This is a genomic window from Micromonospora sp. CCTCC AA 2012012, assembly GCF_040499845.1.
Classification (GTDB): domain Bacteria; phylum Actinomycetota; class Actinomycetes; order Mycobacteriales; family Micromonosporaceae; genus Micromonospora; species Micromonospora mangrovi.
The window spans coordinates 4,217,604-4,231,561 of record NZ_CP159342.1 but is presented as its reverse complement, the minus strand read 5'-3'; the positions used below and the strand labels follow the sequence as shown (position 1 = coordinate 4,231,561).

Annotated in this window: 10 protein-coding genes and 1 pseudogene; 3 read left to right on the top strand and 8 right to left on the bottom strand. The window is 68.0% G+C overall.

Annotation, left to right across the window (positions count from 1 at the left end):
- Positions 1-23: 23 nt before the first annotated feature.
- Positions 24-816, bottom strand: a pseudogene (locus tag ABUL08_RS18595) (MIP/aquaporin family protein).
- Between ABUL08_RS18595 and ABUL08_RS18590 the strand changes: the two are divergent.
- From ABUL08_RS18590 to glpK, 3 genes are all read left to right on the top strand, one after another.
- Positions 745-936, top strand: a complete 192-nt coding sequence (locus ABUL08_RS18590) for a hypothetical protein (RefSeq protein ID WP_350938934.1) — start codon at positions 745-747, stop codon at positions 934-936. The pseudogene ABUL08_RS18595 and the gene ABUL08_RS18590 overlap by 72 nt on opposite strands.
- An 81-nt stretch (positions 937-1,017) precedes the next feature.
- A complete protein-coding gene (locus ABUL08_RS18585) occupies positions 1,018-1,785 on the top strand; it encodes an IclR family transcriptional regulator (RefSeq protein ID WP_350931186.1) in 768 nt (255 codons plus the stop codon).
- The gene (gene glpK / locus ABUL08_RS18580) at positions 1,785-3,299 is read left to right on the top strand and encodes a glycerol kinase GlpK (protein WP_350931185.1); all 1,515 of its coding nucleotides are present in this window, start codon (positions 1,785-1,787) and stop codon (positions 3,297-3,299) included. Before ABUL08_RS18585 ends, glpK begins: the two co-directional genes overlap by 1 nt.
- Before the next feature lie 31 nt (positions 3,300-3,330).
- On the opposite strand, the gene ABUL08_RS18575 is transcribed toward glpK, so the two are convergent.
- From ABUL08_RS18575 to ABUL08_RS18545, 7 genes are all read right to left on the bottom strand, one after another.
- A complete protein-coding gene (locus ABUL08_RS18575) occupies positions 3,331-3,723 on the bottom strand; it encodes a DUF779 domain-containing protein (protein WP_350931184.1) in 393 nt (130 codons plus the stop codon).
- A complete protein-coding gene (adh, locus tag ABUL08_RS18570; protein ID WP_350931183.1) occupies positions 3,723-5,228 on the bottom strand; it encodes an aldehyde dehydrogenase in 1,506 nt (501 codons plus the stop codon). Before adh ends, ABUL08_RS18575 begins: the two co-directional genes overlap by 1 nt.
- A 39-nt stretch (positions 5,229-5,267) precedes the next feature.
- A complete protein-coding gene (locus tag ABUL08_RS18565) occupies positions 5,268-6,545 on the bottom strand; it encodes a transcriptional regulator (RefSeq protein ID WP_350931182.1) in 1,278 nt (425 codons plus the stop codon).
- 105 nt (positions 6,546-6,650) lie between these two features.
- Positions 6,651-9,581: a type I restriction endonuclease subunit R gene (locus tag ABUL08_RS18560; protein ID WP_350931181.1), complete on the bottom strand. Its 2,931-nt coding sequence runs from the start codon at positions 9,579-9,581 to the stop codon at positions 6,651-6,653.
- Complete coding sequence (locus ABUL08_RS18555; protein ID WP_350931180.1) at positions 9,581-10,762, bottom strand: restriction endonuclease subunit S; 1,182 nt, start codon at positions 10,760-10,762, stop codon at positions 9,581-9,583. The genes ABUL08_RS18560 and ABUL08_RS18555 overlap by 1 nt, the downstream gene beginning before the upstream one ends.
- On the bottom strand, positions 10,759-12,252 hold the full coding sequence (locus tag ABUL08_RS18550) for a type I restriction-modification system subunit M (RefSeq protein WP_350931179.1): 1,494 nt from the start codon (positions 12,250-12,252) through the stop codon (positions 10,759-10,761). The genes ABUL08_RS18555 and ABUL08_RS18550 overlap by 4 nt, the downstream gene beginning before the upstream one ends.
- Entirely contained in the window at positions 12,249-13,841 is a 1,593-nt protein-coding gene (locus tag ABUL08_RS18545; protein WP_350931178.1) for a type I restriction-modification system subunit M, read from the bottom strand. The genes ABUL08_RS18550 and ABUL08_RS18545 overlap by 4 nt, the downstream gene beginning before the upstream one ends.
- Between the last annotated feature and the right edge of the window lie 117 nt (positions 13,842-13,958).

The following is a 13,958-nucleotide window of genomic DNA, read 5'->3' as shown; positions in this document are numbered from 1 at the left end:
GGGGTGGTGTGGGGGTGTGGACGTCACGGGTGGGCGACGGCGGCGGGCTGCGGACGCGGCTCGTCGGTGGGGATCCGACCGGGCTCCGACTGCTCCTCCTCCGCCGGTAGGAACCGCTCGATGAGCGCGATGTAGGCACCGGCGCCCAGCACGCCGCCGACCAGCGGGCCGACGATCGGCACCCAGAAGTACAACGCACCGTTCTGGTCCTGGAAAGCCGTGCCGTAGCCGGTGATGAACGACGCCAGGCGGGGACCGAGGTCACGGGCCGGGTTGATCGCGTAGCCCGCGTTGGTGCCCCACGCCATGCCGATGGCGACGACGATGAGACCGACGATGAAGGGCGCCATCCAGGCGACCGGGGCGTTGTTGCGGGGGTCGGTCACCGCCATGATCAGAAAGAGCAGGATCGCCGTGCCGATCACCTGGTCGAGCAGCGCGGTGCCCTGGCCGACGTTGAGCGCGCCGTTGCCCGGCAAAGTCGAGAAGATGCCCTGGGTGGCGATCGTGTGGCCCGGGTCGACGGCGGCGATGGCCTCGCTGTAGACCCAGCGGACCAGCAGCGCGGCGACGAATGCGCCAGCGGTCTGGGCGAGCGCGAACGGCAGCACCTTGCGCCACTCGAACCGGCGGAAGACCGCCAGCGCCACGGTGACCGCCGGGTTGAGGTTGGGCGCCGCTGATCCGGGCGGCCGTGTAGACGGCGAGCACCACGCCGAGCCCCCAGGCCCAGGCGATGGAGTCGTGGTCACCGAGTCCGCCCTTGCTGGTGACGACCTGGGCGACGACGCCCACGCCGAAGAGGATGAGGATCATCGTGCCGACGAACTCCGCTACCAGTTCGCCGACGAGGGTGCGCCTCCCGAGAATGGTCATGTCCCGCTCCTGCCTGGTGGGGTGGTGGCTGGTCTGGCTGGGAGCGTATGGAGGCTGTGACCAGGGCAACAACGACGCGCGTTCGGCAATGTCGAACACGCCACCGTTTGACATCGCCGAACGCGGGGTAGGTTCGCGTCCATGCCAGGCCCGGTGCAGTCGGTGGAGCGAGCGGCCGCGATACTGCGCCTGCTGGCCTCCGAGACCGAGCCGCTGGCGCTGGCCGAGATCACCGCATCGTTGGGGCTCGCCAAACCCACCACGCACGGCCTGCTGCGCACCCTGCGCGAGGTGGGGTTCGTGGAGCAGGACGAGAACAGCGGGCAGTATCTCCTCGCGGCGGACTTCCTCCACCTCGGCCTGACCCACCTCGACCCGAACGAGCTGCGCTCGCGCGCCCTGAACTGGACCGACGCGCTGGCCGCCAGGACCGGCGAGGCGGCCCGGGTCGCGGTGTTCCGCGACGGTGCGGTGGTGATCGCCCACCACGTCTTCGGCCTGCACGGCCGGAGCCAGCGGGCGGACGTCGTCGGCCGGCTCCCACTGCACGCCTCCGCCCTCGGCAAGGTTCTGCTCGCCTTCGACCCGGGGGCGGCGCGCAGCATCGTCGGCCGGCCCCTGGAGAGCCTGACCTACCGGACGGTGACCGACCGGCCGACGCTGCTGCGTCAGCTCGCCGACGTCCGGGACACCGGATGGGCAGCGGCGGTGGAGGAGTCGGACCCGGACACCGCAGGGATCGCCGCGCCGATCCGCGACCGGGGCGGCTATGTCGTCGCGGCCGTGGGCATCGCGGGGCCCGTGGACGCCATCTGTGACAGCCGGTCCCGGCCGCGGGTCGGCCTCGCCAACGAGGTCGTCCGCGCCGCCCGGTCGATATCCAGGGAGTTCGGGCACGGGAGAGGCTGATGAGGGAGACGTACGTCGCCGCGCTCGACCAGGGCACCACCTCGACCCGATGCCTCCTCTTCGACCACCAGGGCCGGCTGGTCTCGCTGGCCCAGCAGCAGCACCGGCAGTACTTCCCCCGGCCCGGCTGGGTGGAGCACGACGCCGAGGAGATCTGGAAGATCGTCTGCCGGATCATCCCGCAGGCGCTCGACGACGTGGACGCCCGTCCCGAGCAGGTGGTGGGGCTGGGGGTGACCAACCAGCGGGAGACCACCGTCGTGTGGGACCACAGATCCGGCAAGCCCGTCGGTCGGGCCATCGTCTGGCAGGACACCCGCACGGCCGGGATGCTCGACGACATCGCCTGCGACCTCTCGGCCGAGGAGATCTACGCCCGGACCGGCCTGCCGCTGGTGTCCTACTTCTCCGGCCCGAAGCTGCGCTGGCTCTTCGACGCCGAGCCCGGCGTGGCCGAGCGTGCCGCCCGGGGTGAGCTGCTGATCGGCACCATGGACAGCTGGCTGGTGTGGAACCTGACCGGCGGGGTGGACGGCGGCCTGCATGCCACCGACGTGACGAACGCCAGCCGCACCATGCTGATGGACATCCGCAGCCTGGAGTGGGACGACGAGCTGCTCGACTGCCTGCGGGTGCCACGCGCCGCCCTGCCCGAGATCCGGCCCTCGATGACCACCTTCGGCACCACCTGCGCACCGGTGCCCGGGATACCGGTGACCGCCGTTATCGGCGACCAGCAGGCGTCGCTGTTCGGGCAGACCGCCTTCGACCCGGGGGACGCCAAGTGCACCTACGGCACCGGTGCCTTCCTGCTGCTCAACACCGGAACGGAACTGGTCCGGTCCCGGCACGGGCTGATCAGCACGGTGGCCTACCAGGAGGACGGCGAGCCCCCCGTCTACGCGGTCGAGGGGGCGGTCGCGATCGCCGGCGCGCTGGTGGAGTGGTGTCGGGAGAGCCTGGGGCTGATCCGCTCGCCCGCCGAAATCGAGACGCTCGCGCTGAGCGTGGAGGACAACGGCGGCTGCTACGTCGTACCCGCCTTCTCCGGGCTCTACGCGCCGCACTGGGAGAGCGACGCGCAGGGGCTGGTCGTCGGGCTCACCTCCTATGTGACCAAGGGGCACCTGGCGCGGGCCGTCCTGGAGGCCACCGCCCTGCAGACCAGGGAGGTCGTCGCGGCCATGAACGCGGACGCCGACGTGCCGCTGCGGAGCCTGGCGGTGGACGGCGGGATGACCGCGAACAACCTGCTGATGCAGACCCTCGCCGACATCCTGGACGTGCCGGTGGTCCGCCCCATGGTGGCCGAGACGGTGTCCCGGGGCGCCGCCTACGCCGCGGGGCTGGTCGCCGGCTACTGGGCGGACCGGGCGGTGCTGCGGTCGTACTGGCACAAGGCCGCCGAGTGGCAGCCGCGGACCACGCCCCAGGAGCGGGACCGGCAGGTACGGGCCTGGGACGACGCGGTGCAGCTCGCCATCGGTTGGGGCCACCGGTCCAGCCTCCGGTGACCGGCCGACCCACGGGCCGCCCCGGCGTGGGTCAGGTGGCGAGCCGGGAGCGGATCAGGAAACGGACGCCGTCCGGGGCCTCCAACGAGAACCCGCTGCCCCGTCCCGGCACCACGTCGACCGTCAACCGGGTGTGCCGCCACAACTCCCACTGCGACTTCGACATCCAGAACCCGATTGGCTCGGGGACGCCGTCCACCTCCAGCGACGCCAGGAGGACATCGGACGACCCGGTGCGGAACTCGCCGGCCGGGTAGCACATCGGGGCGCTGCCGTCGCAGCAGCCGCCGGACTGGTGGAACATCAGCGGCCCGTGCCGCTCCCGCAGCGACCGGATCACCTCGGCCGCCGCGGGAGTCACGGTCACGGGCGGCGGTGCCGCGGCGTCCCCGGCCGCCACGGCACCGTCACCGACGGCCGTCATCAGAAGAAGCCGAGCTTCTTGGTGGAGTAGCTGACCAGCAGGTTCTTGGTCTGCTGGTAGTGCTCCAGCATCATCTTGTGGTTCTCCCGGCCGATGCCGGACTGCTTGTAGCCGCCGAACGCCGCGTGCGCCGGGTAGGCGTGGTAGCAGTTCGTCCAGACCCGCCCGGCCTGGATCGCCCGCCCGGCCCGGTACGCGGTGTTCATGTCCCGGCTCCAGACGCCCGCGCCGAGCCCGTAGAGCGTGTCGTTGGCGATCTTCACCGCGTCGTCGAGGTCGGCGAAGGAGGTCACCGAGACCACCGGGCCGAAGATCTCCTCCTGGAAGATCCGCATCGAGTTGTCGCCCTCGAAGATCGTCGGCTGCACGTAGTACCCGCCGGCCAGCTCGCCGCCGAGGTCGGCCCGCTCGCCGCCGGTGAGCACCTTCGCGCCCTCCTGCCGGCCGATGTCCAGGTAGGACAGGATCTTCTCCAGCTGGTCGTTGGAGGCCTGCGCCCCGACCATCGTGTCGGTGTCCAGCGGGTGCCCCTGCACGATCGCGTTGGTGCGTTCCACCGCCGCTGCGAGGAAGTCGGCGTAGTGGCCCTGCTGGATCAGCGCCCGGGACGGGCAGGTGCAGACCTCGCCCTGGTTGAGGGCGAACATGGTGAAGCCTTCGAGGGCCTTGTCCAGGAAGTCGTCGGAGGCGGCGCTGACGTCGTCGAAGAAGATGTTCGGGCTCTTGCCGCCCAGCTCCAGGGTGACCGGCTTGATGTTCTCGCTGGCGTACTGCATGATCAGCCGCCCGGTGGTGGTCTCGCCGGTGAACGCCACCTTCGCCACCCGGGGCGAGGACGCGAGCGGCTTGCCCGCCTCGACGCCGAAGCCGTTGACGATGTTCAGCACGCCCGGCGGCAGCAGGTCCGCGACGAGCGAGAGCCAGTAGTGGATCGACGCCGGGGTCTGCTCGGCCGGCTTGAGCACCACCGCGTTGCCGGCGGCCAGCGCCGGGGCGAGCTTCCAGACCGCCATCAGGATCGGGAAGTTCCACGGGATGATCTGCGCGACGACGCCGAGCGGCTCGTGGAAGTGGTAGGCCACGGTGTCGTCGTCGATCTCGCCGAGCGAGCCCTCCTGCGCCCGGATCGCCCCGGCGAAATAGCGGAAGTGGTCGATCGCCAGCGGGATGTCGGCGGCCAGCGTCTCGCGTACCGGCTTGCCGTTCTCCCAGGTCTCGGCGATGGCCAGGGACTCCAGGTTCTCCTGCATCCGGTCGGCGATCCGGTTGAGGATCAGCGCCCGCTCGGCGACCGAGGTGCGGCCCCACGCGTCGGCCGCGCCGTGCGCCGCGTCGAGCGCCTTCTCGACGTCCTCCGCGGTGCCCCGGGCCACCTCGCAGAAGGTCCGACCGGTGACCGGGCTGGGGTTCTCGAAGTACTGACCGCGGTGCGGCGTGACGTACTCGCCGCCGATGTAGTGGTCGTAGCGGGACTGCCAGTGGGTGGGTGCGTCGTAGCGGGTCATGGGTTTCCTCCGCCATCGAAGGGGTGATGGCGGGGGACGTTAGTTTCCCGGACGTTGCAGGAACGTTGCGCGCGGCAGGTCGTACTCGGCGGAGAGCTGGCGGAGGCGGTCGAGGGCGAGCGGCCGGCGCGGCGAACCCGGCGGCAACGCCCGCGCCAGGGCCTGCCAGGCGGTGAGGTCGTCGGCGCCGGCGGGCGTCGCGGTCCAGGCCGCGAGCAGGCCCGGGTCGGCGGCGGCCAGCACCGCCGCGCGCAACTGGCCGTCGACCCGCCGGCGCAGTCGCGCCACCCCCGGCGCGTCCGACCCGGGCAGCAACGGCCCGGCGTACGCGTCGAGCGCCCCCGCCGCGTCACCGCGTTCCAGCAGCTCGGTGACGGTACGGAAGTCCGCCCGCACGGTCGCCCGCAGCCGGTACGGGCGGGAGTCGAGCAGTTCCGGGCCGAGCGCCCGCCGCAGCCGGGACAGCTCGGCGCGCAGGGTGACCGGGTGCAGCCGCTCGTCGCCGTACAGGTCGAGGCCGAGCTGTTCGCCGGTCCGCCCCTCCGGATGGTCGAGCAGCAGCACCAGCAGCTCGCTGTGCCGGCGGCCGAGCCGCAGGCGCCGCCCGCCGACGCGCAGTTCGGCCTCGTCGCGGCCGAGCGCGCTGACCGCCACCACGGTCGGGTCGAGCGGCTGGGCGAGGAACGCCTCGGCGGCCCGGGCGGTGGCCCGGACCAGGGCGAGGCTCTGCGCGTTGGCCAGGTGGTCGCCGCCGGTGATGTCGACCGCGCCGAGCAGCCGCCCGGTGGCCGGGTCGTGGATCGGCGCGGCGGCGCAGGTCCAGCGCTGCACCGGCCGGCTGAAGTGCTCGGTGGCGAAGATCTGCACGCTGTGGTCGACGGCCAGGGCGGTGCCCGGGGCGTTGGTGCCGACGTGCCCCTCGTCCCAACGGGCGCCGGGCACGAAGTTCATCCGCTCGGCGTGCCGCAGCACCCCCGGATGCCCCTCCACCCAGAGCAGCCGCCCGTACGCGTCGCAGACCGCCATCAGGTGCGCGCCGTCCTGGGCGATGCCGCCGAGCAGGTCGCGGAAGAGCGGCAGCACCCGGGCGAGCGGATGGCCGGCGCGGTAGCTCTCCAACGCGTCGTCGGTCAGGTCGACGGTGGCGGTGACCTCGGGGTCGAGCAGCGCGGAACGTTCCCAGGAGCGCCGGACCACGTCGCGGACCTGGGCGGGGGTGGCGCTGGCGGTGAGGAACGCCTCATGGGCGGCGCCGACCTGCGCGATCCGTTCCGCCGGATCGGCACCGAATTCCAGGGCGAGCCACGGGTCAGCCATCGGCGACCTCCTCGCGCCCATCGTGACCCAGCTCACGCCTGATCGCCAACTGTCCGGCTCGATGTGCTGGCAGCCCATCGCCTCATTCTGCTGGCGAGCGCAACGTCAGTAGTACTCGCGGATGTAGCCCAGGGCACGCTCGTACACGTCGTTGTCGCGGATCTTGAACTTGGTCCAGAGCGTCTTGCGGAGGGACTGCTGGACCAGCCGGTCACCCTCACGGGTGTCCTGCCAGCCCGTGAACCGCACCGCCCGGACGACCTCATCAACCTCGTCAACGATCTTCTCGGCGATGATCGGGGTGCCGTTGCCCTTGAGGGATTGGAACAGTTCGGTCAGCGCCGCCCTGCCTTGGTCCTCTCGGGGTACCTCGGCGGCGGCCTTCTCCGCGGCCACGGTATCCCGGGCAAGGGCGAACAGTTCCTTGAGGAAGTCCAGGCTCGCCTGCTGGGAGTGCGCGTACTTCTCCCGTAGCGCGGTGAGCCGCTTGCCGAGTTCGATGAAAACAGGATTACCCAGGTGCTTGGCGATCCGGGCGGTAATCCACTTTTCGACCTCGACCGGGTCGACGTCCTTCCGCCGACCCGTCATGAGGTCTTCGATCACCTGGGCGTCCAGGACGATCATGTCAAGGTCGGTACGGGGAACCTCGACGGTGACGTGTTCGTTGATGAGTTCCAACGTCTTGGCACCGAGGGTGTGCCACACGAGCCGACCGGCGATGTCCGACGGCCGTACCGACTCGTACACGTCGGTCAGCCATCGGTAGTCGGCCGCGTAGGTGGAGAGGATCGGGTCCGGGCTGAGTGTTTCCCAGAGTTGGGCGACGACGCTGAAGGACGCGCCGAAGGCGTCGCGGGCCTCGTCGCTGCCGATCGCCGTCTGTGCGGCGATCAGTCCCTCGTAGCCGCCCACGGTGCGGTCGACGCCGGGAAAGAACGCCAGCGCGGCCTGGATGGCCGGGCCGAGCTGGGTTCGTAGCACGTCGATGTTGCTGATGACCTGCTGGACGCTCTTCTCGTCGAAGGCGAACGCCTTGGCGACGTCATCGAAGATGCCCAGGTAGTCGACGATCAGCCCGTGCGTCTTAGTCGGCGGGTAGACCCGGTTGGTGCGGGTGATCGCCTGGAGCAGGTTGTGCTCCTTAAGCGGCTTGTCGAGATACTGCGCGTAGAGGATCGGCGCGTCGAAGCCGGTGAGCAGCTTCGCCGTCACGATGATGATTTTCAGCGGGTCGGCCGGGTCGTTGAACCGGGCGGTGATCCGCTCCAACTCGTCCCGGTCGGGGGTGTATTCCTTCCACTCCTCCGGGTCGCGAGCGGTGCGGCTCATGACGACCGTGGCGGCGTCGGGACCGAGGATCTCGTCGAACTCCGTCTTGTAGGCGACGCAGGTCGCCTTGTCGTAGACGACCACCTGTGCCTTGAGCCCCTGTGGCTCGACCTTGGTGCGGAAGTGTTCGGCGATGTCGGCCGCGATCCGGCGGACTCGATCGTCCGCCTTGATCAACACTTCGAGTGAGGCGGCGCGTTTCGACAGCGTGGTCTTGTCCGCCTCGGTGAGCCGGTGCTGCTCGGCCAGCTCGGCGAACGCTGCATCGATCGCACCAGCGTCGAGGTGAATCTCCGACAGGCGCGGCTCGAAGTGCAGCGGCAGCGTCGCCCCGTCCCGGATCGAGTCCTGGAAGGAGTATCGGGAGAGATAACCACCTTCGTCATCGGTGGACCCAAACCACATGAAAGTGTTGCGGTCCCGCCGGTTAATCGGGGTGCCGGTCAGGCCGAAGAGGAACGAGTTCGGCAAGGCTTCGCGCATCTTGCGCCCGTAGTCGCCCTCCTGGGAACGGTGGGCCTCGTCGACCATGACGATAATGTTGTCGCGGTCGTCGAGCACCCCCGGCGCCTCACCGAACTTGTGCACCGTGGTGATGATGACCTTCCGAGCGCCTGCCTTGAGAAGGGCTTGCAGCTCCCGGCGGCTGTCGGTCGAGATGAGGTTCGGCACGTCCGAGGCGTTGAACGTGCCGGTGATCTGGGTGTCCAGATCGATCCGGTCCACCACGATGATCACCGTCGGGTTCGTCAGCCCGGCTGCGGCGCGCAGCTTCTGCGCGGTGAAGACCATGAGCAGCGACTTGCCCGAACCCTGGAAGTGCCAGATCAGGCCCTGCTTGATTCGGCCGTGCAGCACCCGCTCGACGATGAGGTTCGTCGCCTGGAACTGCTGGAAGCGCGCGATGATTTTTATCTTGCGGTGCTTCTTGTCGGTGGCGAACACTGTGAAGAACCGCAGGAAGTCCAGCACCGCCGGCGGCGAGAGCACACCCTCCACGGCTTCGCGCACAACTGCCAGCCCGGGCGGCACCGGGGCGGCGTCGTCGGCGTCTTCCCGCCACGGTCCCCACAGGTCAACGGGCATGCCGACCGAGCCGTACCGGAAGTCTTTGCCTTCGGTGGCGAAGTTAAGCACGTTGGGAACGAAGAACGCCGGTACGTTGACCTCGTAGTCCTCGTTGATCTGCGCCGCCGCGTCGATCCAGGAGTACGCAGGGCGGACCGGCGACTTCGCCTCGCCCACGACCAGCGGGAAGCCGTTGCACCACAGCACCAGGTCGAAGCGGCGCTCGACCTTCCCGACCCGATAGGTCACCTCCGTAGAGACCATCCACTGGTTGGCGCTCGGCTCTGGGTTGTCGAAGTCGATGAGCCGGATGGTGACGTGCTCTCCGGACGGGCCGAACGGCATCGACTTCTGCCCGGTCAGCCACGCGGCGAACTGCTCGTTCGCCACCACCGGATTCGGCGTACGCCGAGCGGACAGGATGACCGCCCGCAGGTGATAGATCACCTCGTCGGCAAGCCGCGGATCGGCCTCGATGGCCGGGTTCAACCGGATCAGGGCCTCCTTGACCGGCCCCTCCAGCAGCACCTCATCCTCCCGACGCGGCAACTCCTTGCCGGGCACGAACTGGATGTGAGGCGAGGCGACAAGGTCCCGCACAAAATCCCGAACCGTGTTCGCTTCGTTGAAGCTCACTAGCTACGCCCCCCGCAGACCTGGGTCAGGATTGCGCGTCTCATCGCCTCGATGGTGGACGCCTCTTTTCCTGGAGCCGCAACTAGCTCCGTTGCTGCCGAGACCCTAGATAGGAATTCCGCCTGCTCTTCAAGACGTGGAACGCGTACTTTCATCCCTGAGGCGCCGCGAACGCCAATATGGAAAATGTTGGTCCCAGATGCAGCGTTCAGAAAGCGTCCCGACTCAAATGCCCAGAGACACCACTGCTCGACGAACCCTGGAAGAGTTACTCCCGTAATCGGCCGATAGCGAAGGAGGGTATTCTGAAAGCAGATAGGACTGGCAATCTCGCCGTTCCATACCGCCGGCATGCCCACAGCCTTGGGGCTGGCACTCCCTTCCGACACCAGCACGTCGCCGACTTCTAGCCGGAACTTCTTTTGCTCTTCGGGACTGAAATTCATGGCTTTAACGTCGTTTATATCGATGCCGCTAGGGGTAACGTTGGCAGACCTCAGATATGGGACAAGGTGTTCGCCTGTTTCATGCTTCGGTGAACGCTGCCGTCCAATTGTAATCAAAAATGCATTTTCAGCCCGAACGGCACCTGACTCGTCGCTAAAGAATTCAGATCTCGAACGGTAAAGCAAATCCTGAGCCGCCTCGGTAATAGCTAGGGTGGCTCGCCAGTGCCGCTCGAGCGCCCAAAGGAGACCGGCCAGGCGCCTCTGCTCTTCGAGGGGCGGCAGGTCGAACTCGTAACGCTGCATCGGTCCCCACAGCAACCGAGGATTCATTGACCCGGTCGCTTCGGCGGTTGCGTACTCGATGAACGCCTCTGACGAAAGCAGAAATGGAAGAAACTCCTGAAGCAATCCGTTCTCAGGAATCGCGTCCAGGACGTAGGTCTTGTCAGCGACGACGCCCGAGAAGTCAGGCACCCCGACCTTGCGCAGGTAGGGCCGCGCCGACACGAAGAGAACCTGCCCCGGCTTGAAGACGTACCGGAAGGTGGAACCCATCTGACCGTCGCCGACCTGACCCCATCGCTCGATTGTCACGCCTTCACTGTCGACGTGGCCGCCAGCGACGTAACGCTCCACACCAGTGCTTACCGGGTCGACCTGTGTCTGCGAGCGGCGGATCACCTCACCCAGCCGAACCCGTTTCCAGGCGCTCTTGTCGAGGTTGAGACTCACTGGGTCACCTCCTGCCGCAGGAGCGCCAACACATCGTCGACGGCCGTGTCGGCTGCTGCGGCTGCGTCACGCCAGGTAGCAACCCTGGCCTCGATGTGGTCGCTGGTGGTCGCTCCCCGTCCATCGCGCGGCGGTTTCACGTAGAGCGGAATGGCGAGGTTGTAGCTGTTGTCAGCAATCTGCTCGATGCTTGCGACGGCCGCGAAGCCTTCTTCATCCTCAAACCGTTGGTACGAATCGAGGATGCTCTGCTGGTGCCGGTCGCTCAGGAAGGACTGCGCCTGCACGCGGGCGAACTCGCGCACAGCGTTGATGAACAGGACCCGGCCACGACGCTCAGCGGACTTGCGGGATCGGAGGACGAGCACGACCGCCTCCATCGCCGAGTTGTAGAACAGACCCGGTGCCAGGCCGATCACCGCCTCGACGAGATCCGTGCGAACCATCGCCTGACGGACCGTGGCCTCAGACACCCGGGTCAGGACGCCGTGTGGCAACAGAACCGCCGCCCTGCCCGATGCCGGTTCGAGGCTCTTGGCGATGTGTTGCAGAAAGGCATAGTCGGCCGCGTTCTGCGGTGGGACTCCCCACATGTTGCGGCCGTACGGGTCGTTGGCGAACACGCTTCGGTTCCACGCCTTGATGGAGTACGGCGGGTTGGCGAGCACTACGTCAAAGGTGCGCAGCCGCGCGCCGTCGAGGAAGGCGGGCTTGGTGAGCGTGTCGCCGTGCTTGATGTCCCCGTCGGCGATGCCGTGCAGGAACAGGTTCATCCGGGCGATGGCCGACGTCCCGTAGTTGAGTTCCTGACCGTACAAGCGCAGGTTGCGCCATTCCTTGCCCTGCCGGCGCAGCTCGGCGGCGGTGGAGATGAGCATTCCCCCGGTGCCGCAGGTCGGGTCGTAGACCGACTCGCCTGGCACGGGCTTGAGCATCATGGTCATCAGGTGGACGAGAGTGCGGTTGGTATAGAACTCCTGGGCGGTGTGGCCGGAGTCGTCGGCGAACTTCTTGATCAGGTATTCGTATCCCTGGCCGAGTTCGTCCTCGGGCAGGTTCGCCACCGAGAGCGTCTTGGTGGAGAAGAGCTCGATGAGATCCTTGAGGGTCCGGTCGGGCAGCAGGTTCTTGTTGCCCCAGTCGCCGTCACCAAACACTCCGGTCAGGGTGTGCGGGTTGGCCGACTCGATCGCCCGCATGGCGGCCAGGATCGCCGCGCCGAGATTGCTGCCGACTTTGCGGATGTCCTGCCAGTGGGCCTCATCGGGAATGGCGAAGCGGTGGTTCTCCGGCAGGTCGGCCGCCTCGTCGTCACCGTAGATGGCTAGCGCCGCAGCGCGTTCCTCGTCGTACACGTCGGAGAGTCGCTTGAGGAAGACCAGCGGGAAGATGTACTGCTTGTAGTCGCCGGCATCGATGAGGCCGCGTAGCCGGACGGCCGCGCCCCACAGGTAGGACTCCAGTTCGCGTTGGGTGATGCGGGCGCTCACGCCATCACCTCGCTCGGGCCGAGACCCCACTTGGCCAGTTCGGCTTCCAGCGCGGCGCGGGTCTCGCGGGCGGCGGCGTGGGCCGCTTCGAGGTCGGTCAGGGCTCGCTCCAGCGTGCGTTGTTCGCCATCGTCGGCGGGGGCGACGTACAGCGGAATGTTGAGGTTGAAATCGTTGGCCTTGATCTCGTCGAGCGTGGCGACCGCCGCCAGGCCGGGCGTGTCGGCGAACGCCTGGACGGTCCGCAGCAGGGTGTCGGCGTGCTCGGGTTCGAGGCTGTTCTGGTTACGGCCGCGCTTGAATAGCGTCTCGCCGTTGACGAACAGCACCCTGCTCTTGCGGACGTCGGCCTTACGTCGGCGCAGGATCAGCACGCACGCGGCCAATCCAGTGCCGTAGAAGAGGTTCGGCGCGAGGCCGATCACGGCTTCGACCACATCCACCTTCAGGACGAACTCTCGGATGCGTCCCTCAGCGCCCTGCCGGAACAGCGCCCCCTGCGGCAGTACGACGGCGACCCGACCCGTCCCCGGTGCCGCGGATTCGATCATGTGCTGGACCCAGGCCCAGTCGGCGTACCCCTTGGGTGGCACGCCCCCGAGCCGGTTCCGGCCCCACGGGTCGGTGGCCCATTCCACCTCGCCCCAGCTCTTGAGCGAGAACGGCGGGTTGGCGATCACGCAGTCGAACTGGGCGAGGCGGGCGCCGTCGTAGAAGGCCGGCGAGCGCAGGGTGTCACCGTGGGCGAGTTCGAACTCCCCAACCCCGTGCAGTAGCAGGTTCATCTTGGCGAGGCCGTTGGTGGCGAGCACCTTTTCCTGGCCGTAAAGCTTGCCCCACAGGGTCTTCGGCTGGCCACCCTGGCGCCTCACATGCTCGATGACCTCGATGAGCATGCCGCCCGTGCCGCACGCCGGGTCGTAGACCGTCTCACCCTCCTGTGGGTCGAGGATGTCGACGAGCAGCCGCACCACCGATCGCGGGGTGTAATATTCGCCGGCCTTCTTGTTGGACTGGTCCGCGAACCGCTTGATGAGATATTCGTACGCCTGCCCGAACACGTCCGGTGCGACGACCGCGTTGCTCAGCGTTCTGGTGGAGAAGTGCTCCATCAGGTCGCGGAGCTTGGCATCGGGCAGCTTGTCCTTATTCGTCCAGGTGGCGCTGCCGAAGATGCCGTACAGCACATCCGGGTTGACCTTCTCTATCGCCCGAAAGGCGGTCACCAGGGCCTGCCCGACGTTCTCGGTGCGGGCGCGCACGTCCTCCCAGAGGCTGCCGGTGGGGATGCCGAAGCGGTGGTTCTCGGGGAGCGACGCGTACTCGTGGTCGCCGTCCGACTCCGTCAGCGCCCGCTCGTACTCCTCGGTGTAGCAGTCGCTGATCCGCTTGAAGAACATCAGCGGGAAGATGTACGCCTTGAAGTCCGCCTGGTCGATGCTCCCACGCAGCAGGTCAGCGGCCCGGGCGAGATACTGCTCCAGCTCCGGCAGGCTCATTGGAACGGCGAGCGTGTCGCGCGCCGGCCTTGATGCACGCGCGTAGCGGCCAGCCGGGGAAGCGTCGGTCAAGGTCATGCTGGTGGTCATCTCCTCGCGGCCTGCGATCACGCACGATTTGCCGGCCCTACCGTAGCGGCAGGAACGGAAAGTGTGTGCGCGGCTGTACCGGGGTAACGGCAACTTCTGGCGAAGCCGTTCGATTGA

Bases quoted from the DNA above. Each gene is read 5' to 3' on its own strand.
- adh (WP_350931183.1), bottom strand. From the start codon at position 5,228: ATGACCCGCTACGACGCACCCACCCACTGGCAGTCCCGCTACGACCAC.
- ABUL08_RS18565 (WP_350931182.1), bottom strand. From the start codon at position 6,545: ATGGCTGACCCGTGGCTCGCCCTGGAATTCGGTGCCGATCCGGCGGAA.
- ABUL08_RS18585 (WP_350931186.1), top strand. From the start codon at position 1,018: ATGCCAGGCCCGGTGCAGTCGGTGGAGCGAGCGGCCGCGATACTGCGC.
- ABUL08_RS18575 (WP_350931184.1), bottom strand. From the start codon at position 3,723: ATGACGGCCGTCGGTGACGGTGCCGTGGCGGCCGGGGACGCCGCGGCA.
- glpK (WP_350931185.1), top strand. From the start codon at position 1,785: ATGAGGGAGACGTACGTCGCCGCGCTCGACCAGGGCACCACCTCGACC.
- ABUL08_RS18545 (WP_350931178.1), bottom strand. From the start codon at position 13,841: ATGACCACCAGCATGACCTTGACCGACGCTTCCCCGGCTGGCCGCTAC.